Origin of the sequence: Paenibacillus lautus (genome assembly GCF_050482385.1) — a bacterium.
Taxonomy (GTDB): Bacteria; Bacillota; Bacilli; order Paenibacillales; family Paenibacillaceae; genus Paenibacillus_AQ; species Paenibacillus_AQ lautus_B.
Genome location: NZ_JBCNHV010000004.1, coordinates 45,491 through 62,363, shown reverse-complemented (window position 1 = coordinate 62,363; position 16,873 = coordinate 45,491). Strand labels below are relative to the sequence as shown.

Here is a 16,873-nt window from a genome sequence, read left to right as displayed (position 1 = left end):
TGGAGCAGTATGCTCTTTTTTTGGTTGATGCATTATGAAATTGATTCATATATATTTTGTTTATCCTCATTCTAATCATCTCATTGCTCATCATGATTTTTTGGAAGCATCGTCATAAAGTGATCAATGGTTTTACAATAGCAATAATTACACTTATTAGTTTGGCAGTATCCGCTTATTTGACCTATCAAATAGGTTTTCTTTCGGATGAATTAGGAACCGGCGGCGACGCTGTCTCCTTTAATATGTTTATTACAGTAGTGATACTGTCGTTGGTAAATCTCCTAGTCTACGCCTACAAAAGAGAATAATCGAGCTCCCCCACCACACCGCCTCTCTGGCCGCCACGATTCAGGGGGCGGCCACTCGCTTCGCAGCTTAACTGGGAAGGAACGGGGATGGATTCGACAGATAAGGGAAAATATCTTCAGCTGCAGCAAGTGGTGTCATTTGGAGAGCGATAGCGATCGCCTTTGAATTCGGAAAATCTCATCTTAAGCAACATTCCTATTTTCCGAATTCAACAGCGACGGAGAAGGACACCACTTGCGACTCCGCTGCAGACGACTTCCCGTTCTGTCCCACCTACACTCCGCCTCTCTATGGCCGCCCCGATTCAGGGGGCGGCCACTCGCTTCGCAGCTTAACTGGGAAGCGACGGGGATGGAATCGACAGATAAGGGAAAATATCTTGGAAGACGCCTTTGGGAGCCCCTTTGTTCCCTCATAAAAAATTCAATTCAGACAAAGGGCGGACAACAGCGGCTGGAAAGATATTTCCCGTTCTGTCCCACATCCCCCTTCCCAAACCTTCTGCCAAGACGCAAAGATGGCCGCCCCCGTTAAGGAGCGGCCATCTTCACTATTATGATATATGAACCAATAATGGCTTATGTCGCATTGGTTTACCTAGTATAACACAGAACTACAGATAATTCATCGGATTTTGGGCAACTCCATTTTTTTGCACTTCGAAATGGAGATGAGTTCCAGTTGAACGGCCCGTATTACCCATGACGCCCAGTTTGGTGCCTTGTCCTACCGATTGCCCGTTACCCACGGAAATCCTGCTCATATGCCCATATAGGGTGCGGTATCCATTGCCATGATCGACAATGACGACATTGCCGTAACCGCTTTGCTGACCAGCGAAGACCACTGTTCCCGAGGCGGCTGCCATAATCGTGCTTCCGCCAACCATATCGACACCCTCATGGCTTCTTCCCCAGCGATGACCATAGGAACTCGTAATGCGTGCCCCGCTGACCGGCCATGCAAACATGCTGCCATCGGATTTTTGGCTCACTGTCACCGCTTTTTTCTTAGGTGCTACCTTGGTGCCTTTGTACACGACTTCCGGCAGTGATTCCAGAACCACTTGTTGGCCCGACCATTGCTTGGAGACAACCTTACCATTCTCTTTGGTCACGATATAATCCACCGTTTTGACGCCATCCCGCCCAGGCCGAACGACCTTTCGTTTCCCAAGTGGAAGCTCGCTGCTCTTGCGGACAATCGTTTCCGGCTTGCTTGGCTGCTTCACCGATACCGTCTCCACCGTTCTTACCGTCAGCGGCGCTTCCGGTTTCGTTACCTGCAGCTCGGCCCCGATCTGTACATATTTCTCCTCCAGCCCGGGATTCAGCGCCATGACGTCCGCCGACTTCATACCGAAATGCTGTGCAATTGAGGAGATCGTATCCCCCTCTTTCACCGTATACACCACCGGCTTGTCCTTCGTGCCCGTAAGCACCTTCACGGCTTCCTCCACGTCCAGCACCTTGTTCGGGTCAGCCTTCGTGTTGGCCAGGGAGATATTCTCTTTAATGTCCACGGACTGAAGCCCGTTTCCGTCATCGCTCTTCTTGCCCGATGCCGATGCGGACGTCTTCGTGAAAGCGACCCTCTGCGTTTTCTCCTTCTGGGCTGCCGCCGGAGCGAATTTCAGCTTGGCTGCTTCGACGGCAGCTTTGGCTGTCTGCTGATCCTTCACGATTGCCACGGTCTTGCCGTTCACCTTCAGCTCCACGCCGCGGGCATACGCCTTCAGCATGTTATCCAGCTTATGAAGTGTCTCCTCGCTGTTCACCTCGGGTTTAAAGGAACGGTCAGCCTTCGTTGTAATGCCGTCGGTATGAAGCACCATAAGTACATCCGGGTACTCTTCCTGATATTCCTTCTGCTTCTCTTTGAGCAGCTGGTCAAGCTGGGCATCATCTTGAATGGTACCGATCGCTTTTCCATCTACATACACATGATAGAACGGAATTGTATTCGCGTTCACATAAGCTTTTCCGCCCGTATATATCGATCCTGCTATGAGCAATGCCCCTGCCGAAATCCAAATCCACCTGCGCGGTGAAGTCCATCCCCGTTTTTGTGGATTTGACGGCTCCGAGGGCTCATGATTCGAGTTGTTGTTGTGGTCAGAATGATCGGCTGCTTGCTTGCGCAAGAGGCTGTCCATCCACCGTTTCCCCTTAGAACCTTTCATGTCTCTCTCCTTTAAGCCTTGTTCATATGTAAGAATCTGTTCATTTGAACTTGCTGACTTAGCATTGAATGTGACACTACCTGTCAAAAGGTATCAAAATTTTAACCTTTTCGATCTTCGTATACTTTAACATAGCCATTACAATCATTTCAAGTTTACCAAAACAGCGAAAAACCCGCGCCCAGCGCGGGTTTCCTCATTTTTCCTAATATATTACCTTTGCGAGTCAGTGACAAAACAGTGACAGAACAGGCCTGAAAGCCGTCATACCCTTATTCTTTGAGCATGGTGATCAGTTTATCGAATTCCTCTGCATTCAAATATTTGGATATGCCCTGCTCGATGTCCGCAAGTTCCGCTGCGGTCAGCCCATCCTCCATCGCCTCGGAGATCTTCTGCATTTCCGATTGGGGCAGCTTATTCATCAGCATGGTAAAAATCTCTTCCTTCTCCTCTGTTGGCAGACTGTCCTTCCGATCCACAATTTCTCCCGGTGTCATTACAATCTCCTGATCCTCCAGCGAGGAAAGCGAGGAATCGTCTGGCTGCTCTGTTGTGTTCGTGCCCATCACGGGCAAGGAATTATCCGGTGCCTCTTCATCATTCGGCGGCTCTCCTGACGTTCCCGATGATCCCGAACTCGTCTCTTTGTCCTCCTTGGTACCTCCAATCGTTTCGGACCCGGCTCCTGATGCCGGTTCATCATCCGCGGAGCCTTGATCTTCTTCCAACTGGCCATGATCCTTCGCGGCATTGACGCTTCCCGCATCCGGCTTGGTGCCGGAGCCCATGCCCAGCATCGATTTCATAATACCTCCAACCCCCATCGGCTCCGTCTCCAGTTGAATGTTAAAACTGGACAACACCGATTGAATATAGGCATTGACCACGATGCCTGTTGTCACAATCGTGAGCGTGCTCACCAGGATAGCGGTCAGGCTGATTTTCAGCAACCATTTCGTCCACTTCATTCGTACTCCTCCTTCCTCATGCATGCTCTGAAATGACATGGTCATAATTGCTTTCTTTTTCCAGTATTGACGGCTCGGAATCGCTTCAATCCCATTTCCCTCATTTTTTCTACTTCCATTTGATATATTTCATGATTCGGTCGGATTTAGGCCACACTACTTCCATGCGATAGAGAGTACAATCGACCGCAGACAGGAATTTATGATACATATATAGTCAATCGGTACTTCATATGAAGGAGGTCAATCTAGCAATGATTCATATATTAATCGCGGATGACGACGCGCATATTCGGGAACTGCTGCAATATCATCTGCAATCCGAAGGGTACACGGTGTTTACTGCCGCTGATGGGGAAGAAGCTTCTGCTCGCTTGGCGGAGGAACAAGTTCATCTGGCTGTCGTGGATGTCATGATGCCAAACAAGGACGGTTATCAGCTCTGTGAAGAAATTCGGCGTTATTATGATGTTCCCGTTATTCTGCTGACGGCCAAGGATCAGCTCGTGGATAAGGAGAAGGGCTTTGCTGTTGGAACGGATGACTACTTAACCAAACCATTTGAACCAAGGGAGCTGCTGTTTCGAATTAAGGCACTTCTGCGACGGTATCAGATGGTCAGCGCGGATAAGATCCATCTGAACGAAACGACCATCGACCGCAAAAGCTATGAAGTCCAGGGGCACGGGAAGGTACTGATGCTGCCGATGAAGGAATTTGAACTGCTCTCCCAGCTTGCGAGCTACCCGGACCGGACGTTCTCGCGCGAGGAATTGATTCAGCTCATCTGGGGAACGGATTTTGACGGAGATGACCGGACCGTTGACGTCCATATCAAACGGCTGCGGGAACGCTTCGCGGCCCGAAGCGGAGATTTCCAAATACGGACCATTCGGGGTGTGGGGTATAAATTGGAGGCGATGCCGCAGTGAAAACCCTCTATTCGCGAATCGTCCTCACTACCATCGCCATTATGGTTATCAGCAGCCTGATTGCTTTTGTGTTGTCTAATCTCTACTACCAGTACAATCTCAAGCCCTTCAATGATCAGAAGGTCACCACCATGGCCAAGGATATCTGGGATTTCTATGACAGCCACCCGGAGATTGATATTCATGAATATCTCCACCACATCGGACAGCTCGGCTATCAATTCTATCTGGTGAACGATCAAGGCAAGGCGTGGCTCTATGGCGGCATTTTCCGTGAGCGGGACCTCTCGCCCGAAACGGTGCAGCAGGTGCTGGACGGTAAGGTATACCATGGCATCGCGGAGTTCCCATCTGAGCTGTTCATTACCGGCTTTTTTGACAATGTCCTAAGCAATTCCATCGGCATTCCATTACAGGTAGACGGCAGCCCTCACGCGCTCTTCATCAGGCCCGATATTACCGTTCAGTTCGGCGAAATGCGCATCTTCTTCTCGATCATAATGGCCATCGCCATCCTGCTGAGCATTCTGCTTGTAGGCATCATTACGCGATATATCGTGAAACCGATTGTGAAGTTAACCGAGGCTACCCAGAGCGTGGCGCAGGGCCAATATAACATTGAGCTGAATGTCACCCGGCGGGATGAGCTGGGACAGCTCGCGAATCATTTTTCCCAGATGGCCAAAGGTTTGGCGCAGCTGGAGCAGATGCGTCAGGAGTTTGTATCCAATGTATCGCATGAAATCCAGTCACCGCTTGCCTCCATTCAAGGCTTCTCGCAGACGCTGCAAACCAAGCGCTTGTCCGAAGAACAGCGGCAGCATTACTTGTCGATCATTGAAGCGGAGAGCCGCCGAATATCCCAACTTAGCAAACAGCTGCTTATGCTGGCTTCCTTGGATAAGGAAGAGAATATTCTGGAGAAATCCACCTTCGACGTTGCCGAGCAAATCAGGCAGGTATTGTTTCACACCGAATGGAGCTGGCGCAGCAAGGACTTGACCATCGATATGTCTCTACCGTCAACCTATATCTATGGTGATCAACACCTGCTGCATCAAGTATGGACCAACCTCATCACCAACAGCATTAAATTTACGGCTCCAGAGGGCGTCATCTCGCTGCGTGTCACCGAACAAAACAACAATCAATGCAGCATCGAGATCTCGGATACGGGCATTGGCATTCCGCAAGAACATCTCCCTCACATCTTTAACAGGTTCTACCGTGTGGATCAGGCTCGGGATCGTTCCGAGGGCAGCAGCGGATTGGGCTTATCCATTACTCAGAAGATTGTTGAGCTCCATGGCGGGCGTATTGAAGTAACGAGTGAGCCTGGAAAAGGAACCACCTTCACCGTCATCCTCTCCATCGTGTAATGCAGCCTTATCTTAAGTTCATGCTCCGTTCATATTCCATTCCTATACTTGAGGCATATCCCGCAGAGATAGATACGAAGGGATAAGGTGCTGCTTAATTACAGGAATGGAGATGAGAAACATGTTTCTTGCACTGCGCGAACTTCGACATGCGAAGCTGCGCTATATGCTGATTGGCTTCATTATGGTGCTGATTGCCTGGCTCGTCCTGTTCGTGACCGGATTGGCCCAGGGACTCTCCTCCGATAACGCCTCTTCCATACAAAATATGAAAGCCGACTATCTGGTCCTTCAGGAAGAGTCCGATCATCGGATCAATCGCTCCATTCTTACCGAGGAGCTCTGGACCGAAGTACGGAGCCACCCAGGTGGAAACAAGGCCACCCCGCTGGGGGTACACATGAACACGCTCACTAAGGAAGGCTCCACAACCAAATTCGATGCAGCTTTTTTTGCCATCGACGTGGAGAGCATGTTGGCTCCCAAGGTTGTTGAAGGTACCATGATTAACAATACGGATTCGGACCATGTCTTGGCCGATCGCTCCTTGAAAGATGATGGATACCAGTTAGGTGACCGGATCGTTGATCAGGCTACAGGCGCCACATATACCATTGCGGCGTTTACTGAAGGACAGTCCTTCAGCCATGCTCCGGTTATTCATATGAATTTTGAAGGGTGGAAGGCTCTTCAGCCAAGGAGTGCGAAGCAAGAACCCATCTATAGTGCAATTGCTTTGAATGGCAGTCCGGAACAAAAGGAAACCCTAGCGCGGGACATATCTGGTATTGAGATTATAACGAAAAGCGAAGCGCTGCAGGGCATCCCCGGATTTAAGGAGGAGCAAGGCTCTCTTATCATGATGATTGTATTCTTGTTTGTGATCGCGGCTTTTGTCCTGGCTGTGTTCTTTTACGTCATCACGATTCAGAAAATGAATCAGTTCGGCGTCCTGAAGGCCATTGGAGCTGGAACCAGCTATCTGGTGAGGAATCTAATTTTTCAAGTCCTGACCCTTACCATCGTCAGTCTTGCGATCAGCATTGGCCTGACTTATGGAGTATCGCTCCTGTTGTCCGGCATCGTGCCGTTTTCATTACCCCCTTCGGTCGTCCTGCTCTGTTCGTTGCTATTCCTCGCGGTATCCCTGATGGGATCGCTATTGTCGCTGTATCGCGTCATCAAGATCGATGCAATCGAAGCTATCGGGAGGGCTGCATAATGAAATCATCCAAACTGTTATTGGATCAGGTGAGCAAAGAATTCGGCGATGGGGATACCACGGTTAACGTACTTAACAACATATCACTGGACATCAAAAGCGGGGAATTTGTTGCGGTTGTCGGGCCTTCCGGCTCCGGCAAAAGTACCTTTCTCTCCATTGCAGGGGCACTGCTATCCCCTACCCAGGGACGGATATGGATGGGCGATCAGGAGGTTACAAGGCTATCTGCAAAAAAATTGAATCGGCTGCGGCTGAACCATATCGGATTTGTCTTTCAATCCTCCAATCTGATTCCTTATCTGACTGTTCGCGATCAGCTCCTCCTGATTGCCAAGCTGGCAGGTCAGCACGGTCAGGAGCCGCAGCAGCGGGCGGATGATCTGCTTCATCGACTGGGCTTATCGCACCGTAAGTTTCATTACCCTGAGAGTTTATCCGGCGGTGAACGGCAGCGCGTTGCCATTGCCCGGGCATGGATGAACAATCCGGAGCTCATTCTGGCAGACGAGCCGACTGCAAGCCTGGATTCAGAGCGCGGTCGAACCGTTGTTCAGATGCTCGCCGATGAGGTCAAGTTGCGCCAGAAAGCCGCCGTCATGGTCACGCATGACAAGCGCATGCTCGATCTATGTGACCGAATCGTCTATATCGAGGACGGCAAGTTAACAGAACAGCGACCGCCCACTCTGCTATAGTATGAAAAAACCGGATTCATCCCTAGTAACCTAGTAGATGAATCCGGTTTTTATTATGCTGGATCGTGTACCTTGTCCAGCTCTCAAGAAGGCCACACGCCTCATTGAATTCGTATGGCTTCTGTCCCCCCTACATTGTTCTGACTGCATATACCCGCTGCCTTTAGCCCCAATTCCAAATTATCAGCGTGCTGTCCTCTATGTCTCTCTCCATTATAGGGGGGATGGACAACCGACTAAGGGATAATATTATTCAAATGCAGGGACAAATTCTTCCACCTTTAGGGTATCAATGTTATCTCACGATGCGTTTTGATCTCCACCTTCTTTACCAAAAAGAAAAACCCGCCGACAATATCATCGGCAGGTTCATAGACCTATCTTATCGTTGAACTTCCAGTCTATCTATTCTTGGTCCAACGTTAGATTATTTCTCGTAAATCGGAAGCACTTGATTCGTCTGCTCCCGGTTGCGACCAACGGAGAAGATAGCAATCGGAATACCGGTCAGCTCGGATACGCGCTCTACATAGCGACGGGTGTTCTCCGGCAGATCCTCCAGCGTTTTTGCTCCGGTAATGTCTTCGCTCCAACCCGGCAGCTCTTCATAGATTGCTTCGCATTCAGCAAGCATTTTCAGGCTTGCTGGATAGTGTGTGATTTCTTCACCGCGGAATTTATATGCAGTACAGATCTTAACGGTCTCAAGACCACTCAGCACATCAAGCGAGTTCAGGGACAAGCCGGTAATTCCGCTCACACGACGGGCATGGCGTACAACTACGCTATCGAACCAGCCTACGCGGCGAGCACGTCCGGTCACCGTGCCATATTCATGTCCTTTTTCACGGATGTACTCACCGATCTCATTGTCCAGCTCCGTTGGGAAAGGTCCATCCCCTACACGCGTCGTGTAAGATTTAGCCACACCGATCACCTGTTGAATCTTCGATGGTCCTACACCGGAGCCGATACATACACCGCCGGCAGAAGGATTCGAAGACGTAACGAACGGGTACGTGCCTTGGTCGATGTCCAGCATAACGCCTTGCGCGCCTTCGAACAATACCTTTTGATTCGCATCGATCGCATCATTCAGGATGACGGAAGTATCACGCACATATTTACGAATGATTTCGGCGTATTCCAGGTATTGCGTCAGAATCTCTTCGACATTGAGTTCTTCCCCGCCATACACCTGGGTAATGACTTGATTCTTCTCCTTCACCAGATGGCGAAGCTTCAGCTCGAACTCTTCCGCATCCATCAGATCTGCGATCCGGATACCGTTACGTGCCGCTTTATCCATGTAGCACGGACCGATTCCCTTGCGGGTCGTACCGATTTTGTTCGGACCTTTGCGGTCCTCTTCCAGAGCATCCAATACCATATGATAAGGCATGATAACATGAGCACGATCACTGATTACCAGATTATCCGTGCTAAACCCGTTATCATGAATATAATTAATCTCTTCAATAAGTGCAGCCGGGTTAACGACCATACCGTTTCCGATCACACAGGTTTTATCTTTATAGAATACTCCGGATGGAATCAAGCTAAGCTTGAATTTTTTACCGTCAATCAGAATGGTGTGGCCGGCATTGTTGCCGCCTTGGTAACGGGCTACCACGTCAGCGCTTTCCGCCAAATAATCCGTGATTTTCCCTTTCCCTTCATCTCCCCATTGTGTTCCCACAACGACTACCGTTGACATATTCATTCCTCCGCCCGGGCTGTTACACCCTTAATATTTCACGTAACACTGATGAAATAACCTCTACATGATGATTAAAATTCAACCTCACTGCACTAAAGCAGCAATACCAGTGTAACAGTCCCCATTTTTAAAGTCAAATACAAAAACGAACAATCGCACATCAGTGTGTACGATTGTTCGGAATTAGGACAAGATTATATAATAATTTCCGTATTATTCGGGGAACCGCCATAAGAAAAACGACTGTCGACGTACTTTCTCAGAAGACAGACCGCGGTTAGAGGAAGTTTTTCTTGCGATATCAGGAAGGCCCTAGCTTCGAAGTTTATACTTGATATCTTAAGAAATGCCCCTAACTTACAGCCAGCGGCAGGTATCTGCTGGCTAGACTAAGGTTGAATACCTTCGTTATCCGGCGGCGAAGGCATCGGCATGCGTTCGCTCGTAATTGACGAATTTATTAAAGTTCTTCAGGAAGACCAGTTCCACCGTACCTACAGGACCGTTACGCTGTTTGGCAATGATGATCTCAATGATGTTCTTCTTCTCCGTTTCCTGATTGTAATAATCATCCCGGTACAAGAACGCAACGATATCGGCATCCTGCTCAATCGAACCGGATTCCCGAAGGTCACTCATCATCGGACGCTTATCCTGACGCTGCTCCACGCCCCGGCTGAGCTGTGACAGCGCAATAACCGGCACTTCGAGCTCACGGGCGATTTGTTTAAGCGTACGCGAGATCTCGGATACCTCCTGCTGCCGGTTCTCCCCGGCCTTGCCGCGACCATGAATGAGCTGGAGGTAATCAATCAGGATCATGCCGAGACCCTTCTCTTTCTTCAGACGACGGCACTTCGCACGTATATCGGCAACCGTTACACCCGGTGTATCATCAATGTAGATCTCGGCTTCCGACAGAGCTGCAATGCCCATCGTAAGCTTGGACCAATCCTCATCACCTTTGAAATCGCCGTTACGCATGACGCCGGCATCCAGGTTAGCCTCCGCACAGATCATACGCTGTACGAGTTGCGGTGCTGACATCTCCAGACTGAAGATCGCGACGGTTTCTTTGGCTCGAATCGCCACGTTCTGGGCGATATTCAAGGCAAATGCGGTTTTACCTACGGAAGGACGGGCAGCTACGATGATCAAGTCGTTGCGCTGGAATCCACTTGTCATTTTGTCCAAGTCCACGAAGCCGGATGGAATGCCCGTTGTATTCCCCCGGTTCTGATGGAGAACCTCCACCTTCTCAAATACTTCCATCAGCACATCGCGGATCGCAATAAATCCGCTGCCTGTGCGACGATTGGAAATCTCGAGAATGCGGCGCTCCGCCTCGCTGAGCATACCGGATACATCTTCTCCTCCGGTATATCCTTCACTGACAATCTGTGTTGCAGTTCGAATCAACCGCCGCAGCATCGATTTCTCTTCGATGATCTGTGCGTAATAATCCACGTTTGCAGCCGTCGGGACCGCATGAGCCAGCTTTGCTAAATAACTGACGCCTCCGACCTCTTCCAGCTGCCCTTTATCTTGCAGGAGAGATGTAAGGGTCACCAGATCGATCGGTTGATTGCCTTCCCCGAGCTGCACCATAACTTCATAGATCATCTGATGCGTTTTGTCGTAGAAGTCCTCGGCCTGCACCCGCTCCATCGCTGTGATCAGCGCTTCACTTTGCAGCAGAATGGCACCCAGCACCGCCTGCTCTGCCTCAAGGTTCTGCGGGGGGACCCGATCGAAATAGAGTTCTCCTCCCATATTACTCCTCCGTAATTTGAACCTTGAGCGTCGCCTTGACGTCAGGGTGCAGCTTCACCGGAATCTGGGTAACACCCAGACTGCGGATCGGATCGCTAAGTTCAATTTTGCGTTTGTCGATTTTGATCTTCTGTCCTGCCAGAGCTTCAGCAATTTGTTTGCTGGTAATGGCGCCGAACAAACGGCCGCCCTCTCCAGCTTTAGCTTTCAAGACAACCGTCATCTCTTCCAGCTTCTTGCCGAGCGCCTGCGCCTCTTCCTTCTCCTGGGCTTTACGCTTCTCCTCGGAAGCCTGCTGCTGCTCCAGCGTTTTCATGTTGCCATCAGTTGCCGGACGAGCGACTCCCCGCGGAATCAGGAAGTTCGTTGCGTATCCTTCCGAAACTTCCTTCACTTCACCCTTCTTGCCTTGACCCTTCATATCTTTTATGAAAATGACTTTCATTCAAATAACCCCTCTCTCGCTTCGATGTCCTTCAGTACTTCCATCAACTTCTCCTCGGCTTCCTCAGGCGTCGTATCCAGTTGTACTGCGGCGTTCGTTAAATGTCCGCCTCCCCCGAGACGTTCCATAATCATCTGAACATTCATCTTGCCCATGGAGCGGGCGCTAATGCCAATCTTGCCGTCTGTGCGTTCGCTAATGACAAACGATGCCTGCACATCCGTCATATTCAGCAGCATATCCGCTACTTGAGCGATCAGCAGCTGCGGCATAGGCTCCCCGCTCTTCGATACCGCAATGGCGATATGGTCATATACCATTTTAGCATGTTTCACGATTTCTGCCTTCGCTATAAATTCTGTCAGATCTTCCTTGAGCACCCGCTGGATCATCATCGTATCGGCTCCGTGACGCCGCAGGAAACCAGCAGCCTCGAACGTTCTTGATCCCGTGTGGAGAGCAAAATGCTTGGTATCCACCGTGATCCCCGCCAATAAGGCTGTCGCCTCAACTGGAGTAAGGGATACCCGCTCGTGAATATATTGCAGTACCTCGGTAACCAGCTCACAGGTCGAGGAGGCATACGGTTCAAGATAAATCAGCACAGCGTCATTAATAAACTCTTCTCCGCGCCGGTGATGATCCATCACCACGACCCGGCTTGCCCGATGAACCAGCCGCGGCTCCATCGTCATGGAGGCTTTATGCGTATCAACAACAACGAGCAGTGTATGCTCTGTCATCATCTGCATCGCTTGTTCGGTGGAGACGAATCGGTTCATCAAGGCCTCGTCCTTGCGGACCTCTTCCATAAGCCTCGAAATCGACGGATTCATTCCCTCCATCACGATATAAGCCTCCACTTTATACATCTGGGCTGCTTTCAGTATGCCGATTGCAGCGCCGACCACGTCCATATCGGGCAGCTTATGGCCCATGATGATCACTTTGTCGCTCTCCTGCATCAAATCACGCAGCGCATGCGAGATGACACGTGCCCTTACGCGCGTCCGTTTCTCCACTGCATTGGATTTACCGCCATAGAAGGAGAGCCTTTGACCCGCTTTGACGGCAGCTTGATCTCCGCCGCGGCCCAGTGCCATATCCAAACTGGATTGTGCCAACTGCCCCAGCTCCGTAATGTCGTCTGAACCGAAGGCAAGACCAACGCTTAGCGTCAGCGGTACCTTCAGATCGGCCGTCATCTCCCGGACTTCATCCAAGATGAGAAAACGGCTGTTCTCCAGCGCATCGAGCGACCTGTGGTTGAGCATCATCAAATAGCGATCCGAGGAAAGTCTCCGCAAATAGACGTTAAATTCACGCGCCCAATCGGTGATCTCACTGGTTACCTTCGCAATCAATGCCGTACGTTGTTGATCATCCATCCCCTGCGAGGCCTCATCGATGTTATCCATCATGATAATGCCTAAAGCCAATCGCTCATCCTCATACCGCTGCCTTAGGACGACCAGCTCGGTAATCTCATCCAGATAAATGAGTCGCTCATCCGGAATGACCGTTGCTCCATAGAACTTATCCTCGTGAGAGATCTCCAGACGAATTTCTTTCGGCAGCTTCTCCTTGTTATCCTTCTTCTCTTGGGCTTCCTTCATCGCGTTAACCAGCTGAGGAAACAACTCCTGTAAGGATACCCCGACCAACGATTGATGCGGAAACATATTGACTACGAATTGGTTATGCCACTCCACTGTCTTGTCTTCGCTGTACAGCACAATGCCAAATGGCAGTACGCTGACCGCTTCGCCCTCGACCCGTTGAATCCGAAATGACAGATCCCCAATATAATCCACCAGCTCGCGGCGGAATTTCATCTCCGTCTTCAGCATCGCATAGCCGCCTACCACCGCAAGCAGCAGCCCGACCAGCCCCAGAATGGTATTGTAGAACGACAGAAAAATAACAAGCAGAAGCACCAGCGCAAACGCCCAGACGGTATGATAGCCGTGCCAGCGCTTCTGCAGAAATTTAGGCATGACTCATCACCCTATCTTTTGGTTTTACTAAACGCCTGACGAAGTGGGAACGCCAAGTCCAGGATTCCGATAATCATAGCCGGCGGGAACAGCACAATCGGTATAGCCGTCAAAAGCGGTACAATCGGATGCCACTTCCGTTCGTGAGCGAGATAGTAGAAGAACCCCAGCGCTTGGATCATGAAGCAGATCTGCAGCAAAGGTGTAGCGTTAGCCACAATCATCTTCATGAAGGTATTGTCCGAATCGACGGTTGCTATGTTGATGAAGAAAATGAGCAAGTAGTACCAGATCAGGGAACGCGGCAGCATCCATTCTCTAGCCGGCTTCAGCCGTGGCACGGACAAGCCCATGCTGCCCAGTGTAGGACGAGCCAAAGCATGGGTTACCACCGTCATGAGGAACGAGCTGATAATCATCGCAAATGGAACCAAGCGCATCGTTTGATCTTTAATGAACTGTGTATCGAGTTCGGTGCCAAGGAACTGTCCACCCAGGCCGCCTTCTACACCCATCTCAGTGAGCGGAGCCGTCGTCATCTTCACAATCTCATCCACATACTCCGACAGATTTAATTGGAAGAAGGCCGTGCTGATCATGAGCAGAACGAGCATTTCCACCAGCATGACAGCCATGCCATACTTCAATACCTGCATGGCTGCCTTCCGCTTCCGGTACAAATACCCCATGACGATCCCCGGAATGGCAAAGTAGATCGCGAATAACACATATATGGGATGTATCAGAAGCGCAATCAGCCACACGGGCACCACATGCATGATAAATGATTTTGTATTCAAAGCCGTAAACAGAATCGCAACCGGCAGAACTAATAAGAAAGCCGTTACGATCGAAAAGGGTGTGAGTAGTGATAGCAGCAGAAGCAAATAAATAACGCTCCATACCGCCGTAGTCCAGCGCAGTTTCAATATGTTCACCTCTTACGCAAATGTTCTTCGAGCGCGGAAATATCCTGGTACCAATCTTCCAGTTGATGTCCTTCCTGCTTATGCTTTTTCAATTTCTCTAATAAGAGATCGTCCAAATCCCGATAGGTCAAGCCGAGCCTTCGGCCCAGTATGTATGAGCTCATCATCAGGCTTACCAAACTGTCTCCAACCTTTGTAGTGCTGCCTTCCCATAGAGCTTTGAATAACCGGGATACATTGTCAATTACTTCGGTTTTGAGCCATTCAATCACTTTGGCGCGTTTAGCTACATCCAAGTCCTTCGGCATATTTGGCATATCCATCTCTCCCTGAAAACAGCTTTATTCTCCATTATAGCATAAAAAAAAGCCGCCCACACAAAGGCCCATGCACCCTGCCCATCCTTAGTACCAGTGGGATAGAGATAACCTACCTTCTCTTTGTACTCCAATCGGGCCCCGGTTATTCCTCCCCGCTCTTTCGCTGCTGCCTCGCTTCTATAAAAACAGGACGTGTTACCCACATTGCCATCGTGGTCCCACGCCCTGGTTTATTCACAAATCTACTTGATTATGATGCCCCGTGGGACTCCATCGTCTCCTTGGAGACAAACCGTTCACAGTATTCAATGATGAGGCTTCTGCGTACAATGCCAATAAAGCGGTTCATATCGTCCACCACAGGCACAAAGTTCTGCACCTTGGCCAGATTAATCAGATCCTCCATCCGGGCGTCAATCGACACCGGTTTAATATCCATACGAAAAGGAACATCCTTCAATAAAAATTTCGAAGCGTTCTCAAAAGTGATTTTGCCATCCGAATTTCTCATATGCCACAACAGATCACCTTCCGTTACAGTCCCTGCGTACTGTCCGTTCTTATCCAGTACGGGCACAGCCGTATATCGGTGAAACTCCATCCGTTCCAGCGTCTGCCTGAGCGTAGAATCCAGTGTTAAACAGATCACTTCCTGCTTCGGTAATAGAAAAAAAGCGATATTCATAATGCATTATCCTCCTTATGACTTCAACCTCTGAAGTCATGTTAAGTAACCTTCCTGATTTAAGCCTAGATATGCAGGTTACTCCTTCCCCTATCCATACTCATACATACGTTAACTTCGTCGTTCTGATTCCTTGTTTAGGGCACAAAATCAGCAGCCATCCGACTGCTGATTGAGGTGAAGCAACGTACTATGACATTCATCCGGGTATACCGGTGTATATTTATTTCAACTTTTGCTTCTCAGCATCTTTGGGCTGCAGCAGTTGGTCAGCCGGTGTATCCGGGTTCATCCAATTGTCAATTAAATCCCGGGCTTCCTGCACATCATCCATGTCGGGCTCGTTGTAATAGACGCCGCCAATTTTCATGCCTTCCCCCATGATTGTAAAGCTGGTCATATCCACTTTGCCCCCGGTCAGCATCTGCTTCGCCAGGTCAATAATGAATTTAGGCTGCATATCGGTCTGGAAATTATCTCCCATGATCTCAATCAGTTCGGGCACCTTGCCGATCTGATCAAGCTTCATCACCCGCTTGGCCGCTACGTCCAAAAACACTTGCTGTCTCTTCGCACGATTAAAGTCGCTATCTTCCCGATATCGGACATAATTCAAAGCTTCCTCGCCGTTATAAATCGGTTTGTTGGCTTCAATCGTGAATTTCTCATGGTCTCTGCCTTTATTGACGATATCCTTGCCGATCGGCAGGTCCACGCCCCCAATGGCATCAACAACATTCTTCAAGCCCTTGAAATTAATGGAAGCATAATAATTAAGTTCTTCCTCGAAAAATGCCTCCATCGTATCTTTGGCCATTTGATGACCGCCAAATGCAAACGCGTGGTTAATCTTATCTTTCTTGTCCTTACCGATAATATCGACATACGTATCCCTTGGAACCGATATTAAAAGCACTTTGGACTCCATGGGACGTACAACCGCATAGATCAACGTATCCGAACGCGCAGGTTCATCCTCCCGCTGGTCACTTCCGAGCAGCATAACGGAGAACGGTTCGCTCTGGAGTACTACAGGTTCAGGTGTCTTGTCGCTCTGGAGCGGTTTATACGATTTCTGCAATGATTCCTCTACATCCTTTGCCATAAACAGATCAAATGCTACAACCGCAAGCTGCGTTCTAAACAGAAACGCGGTGGAGCCCAGCAGTATGACCAAAGCGAGAGTAATATATATTGATTTCCTCTTCATGAGTTCAATTCCTTCTTTATTATAAAATAATTTAATGGATAAGTCAGATCGTTAAAGGTCCTTGCTTGCACCCCAAGCTACTTGGCTCACCCTCCTCT

Annotated in this window: 14 protein-coding genes; 4 read left to right on the top strand and 10 right to left on the bottom strand. The window is 49.5% G+C overall.

The annotated features are described in order from the left end of the window. Positions 1-925 precede the first annotated feature (925 nt). Both ABEW73_RS07640 and ABEW73_RS07635 read right to left on the bottom strand, forming a co-directional pair. Complete coding sequence (locus ABEW73_RS07640; protein ID WP_430173631.1) at positions 926-2,494, bottom strand: peptidoglycan DD-metalloendopeptidase family protein; 1,569 nt, start codon at positions 2,492-2,494, stop codon at positions 926-928. Between the two features lie 272 nt (positions 2,495-2,766). Further along, positions 2,767-3,465 carry a hypothetical protein gene (locus ABEW73_RS07635; RefSeq protein ID WP_430173630.1) on the bottom strand — a complete coding sequence of 233 codons (699 nt, stop codon included), beginning with the start codon at positions 3,463-3,465 and terminating at the stop codon, positions 2,767-2,769. 254 nt (positions 3,466-3,719) lie between these two features. On the opposite strand from ABEW73_RS07635, the gene ABEW73_RS07630 reads away from it, so the two are divergent. The 4 genes from ABEW73_RS07630 to ABEW73_RS07615 all read left to right on the top strand — a co-directional run bounded on the left by ABEW73_RS07630 (position 3,720) and on the right by ABEW73_RS07615 (position 7,696). Then, positions 3,720-4,397 carry a response regulator transcription factor gene (locus ABEW73_RS07630; protein WP_430173629.1) on the top strand — a complete coding sequence of 226 codons (678 nt, stop codon included), beginning with the start codon at positions 3,720-3,722 and terminating at the stop codon, positions 4,395-4,397. Then, entirely contained in the window at positions 4,394-5,776 is a 1,383-nt protein-coding gene (locus ABEW73_RS07625) for a sensor histidine kinase (RefSeq protein WP_430173627.1), read from the top strand. Before ABEW73_RS07630 ends, ABEW73_RS07625 begins: the two co-directional genes overlap by 4 nt. Positions 5,777-5,897: 121 nt before the next feature. Next, a complete protein-coding gene (locus tag ABEW73_RS07620) occupies positions 5,898-6,998 on the top strand; it encodes an ABC transporter permease (RefSeq protein ID WP_430173626.1) in 1,101 nt (366 codons plus the stop codon). Then, entirely contained in the window at positions 6,998-7,696 is a 699-nt protein-coding gene (locus tag ABEW73_RS07615; RefSeq protein ID WP_430173624.1) for an ABC transporter ATP-binding protein, read from the top strand. The genes ABEW73_RS07620 and ABEW73_RS07615 overlap by 1 nt, the downstream gene beginning before the upstream one ends. Before the next feature lie 427 nt (positions 7,697-8,123). Here the strand turns inward: ABEW73_RS07615 and ABEW73_RS07610 are convergent, their stop codons facing one another. The 8 genes from ABEW73_RS07610 to ABEW73_RS07575 all read right to left on the bottom strand — a co-directional run bounded on the left by ABEW73_RS07610 (position 8,124) and on the right by ABEW73_RS07575 (position 16,775). Further along, the gene (locus ABEW73_RS07610) at positions 8,124-9,413 is read right to left on the bottom strand and encodes an adenylosuccinate synthase (RefSeq protein WP_215162892.1); all 1,290 of its coding nucleotides are present in this window, start codon (positions 9,411-9,413) and stop codon (positions 8,124-8,126) included. Between the two features lie 411 nt (positions 9,414-9,824). After that, on the bottom strand, positions 9,825-11,189 hold the full coding sequence (gene dnaB, locus ABEW73_RS07605; protein ID WP_071219350.1) for a replicative DNA helicase: 1,365 nt from the start codon (positions 11,187-11,189) through the stop codon (positions 9,825-9,827). A 1-nt stretch (position 11,190) separates the two neighbouring features. Beyond that, positions 11,191-11,634 (bottom strand): 50S ribosomal protein L9, encoded by a 444-nt coding sequence (gene rplI, locus ABEW73_RS07600; RefSeq protein WP_071219349.1) that lies wholly within the window; start codon positions 11,632-11,634, stop codon positions 11,191-11,193. Then, positions 11,631-13,631 (bottom strand): DHH family phosphoesterase, encoded by a 2,001-nt coding sequence (locus ABEW73_RS07595; RefSeq protein ID WP_430173622.1) that lies wholly within the window; start codon positions 13,629-13,631, stop codon positions 11,631-11,633. Before ABEW73_RS07595 ends, rplI begins: the two co-directional genes overlap by 4 nt. A gap of 11 nt (positions 13,632-13,642) precedes the next feature. Then, positions 13,643-14,569 (bottom strand): DUF2232 domain-containing protein, encoded by a 927-nt coding sequence (locus tag ABEW73_RS07590; protein WP_430128190.1) that lies wholly within the window; start codon positions 14,567-14,569, stop codon positions 13,643-13,645. Continuing rightward, entirely contained in the window at positions 14,566-14,868 is a 303-nt protein-coding gene (locus ABEW73_RS07585; protein WP_174819218.1) for a MazG-like family protein, read from the bottom strand. The genes ABEW73_RS07590 and ABEW73_RS07585 overlap by 4 nt, the downstream gene beginning before the upstream one ends. A gap of 262 nt (positions 14,869-15,130) precedes the next feature. Then, positions 15,131-15,565, bottom strand: a complete 435-nt coding sequence (locus tag ABEW73_RS07580; RefSeq protein WP_430173621.1) for a CBS domain-containing protein — start codon at positions 15,563-15,565, stop codon at positions 15,131-15,133. A 223-nt stretch (positions 15,566-15,788) separates the two neighbouring features. Beyond that, the gene (locus ABEW73_RS07575; protein WP_430173619.1) at positions 15,789-16,775 is read right to left on the bottom strand and encodes an LCP family protein; all 987 of its coding nucleotides are present in this window, start codon (positions 16,773-16,775) and stop codon (positions 15,789-15,791) included. Positions 16,776-16,873 lie beyond the last annotated feature (98 nt).

Excerpts from the sequence above, each read along its gene's own strand:
- ABEW73_RS07640 (WP_430173631.1), bottom strand. The coding sequence starts at position 2,494 with ATGAAAGGTTCTAAGGGGAAACGGTGGATGGACAGCCTCTTGCGCAAG.
- ABEW73_RS07635 (WP_430173630.1), bottom strand. The coding sequence starts at position 3,465 with ATGAAGTGGACGAAATGGTTGCTGAAAATCAGCCTGACCGCTATCCTG.
- ABEW73_RS07630 (WP_430173629.1), top strand. The coding sequence starts at position 3,720 with ATGATTCATATATTAATCGCGGATGACGACGCGCATATTCGGGAACTG.
- ABEW73_RS07620 (WP_430173626.1), top strand. The coding sequence starts at position 5,898 with ATGTTTCTTGCACTGCGCGAACTTCGACATGCGAAGCTGCGCTATATG.
- ABEW73_RS07615 (WP_430173624.1), top strand. The coding sequence starts at position 6,998 with ATGAAATCATCCAAACTGTTATTGGATCAGGTGAGCAAAGAATTCGGC.
- ABEW73_RS07610 (WP_215162892.1), bottom strand. The coding sequence starts at position 9,413 with ATGTCAACGGTAGTCGTTGTGGGAACACAATGGGGAGATGAAGGGAAA.
- dnaB (WP_071219350.1), bottom strand. The coding sequence starts at position 11,189 with ATGGGAGGAGAACTCTATTTCGATCGGGTCCCCCCGCAGAACCTTGAG.
- rplI (WP_071219349.1), bottom strand. The coding sequence starts at position 11,634 with ATGAAAGTCATTTTCATAAAAGATATGAAGGGTCAAGGCAAGAAGGGT.
- ABEW73_RS07595 (WP_430173622.1), bottom strand. The coding sequence starts at position 13,631 with ATGCCTAAATTTCTGCAGAAGCGCTGGCACGGCTATCATACCGTCTGG.
- ABEW73_RS07585 (WP_174819218.1), bottom strand. The coding sequence starts at position 14,868 with ATGCCGAAGGACTTGGATGTAGCTAAACGCGCCAAAGTGATTGAATGG.
- ABEW73_RS07580 (WP_430173621.1), bottom strand. The coding sequence starts at position 15,565 with ATGAATATCGCTTTTTTTCTATTACCGAAGCAGGAAGTGATCTGTTTA.
- ABEW73_RS07575 (WP_430173619.1), bottom strand. The coding sequence starts at position 16,775 with ATGAAGAGGAAATCAATATATATTACTCTCGCTTTGGTCATACTGCTG.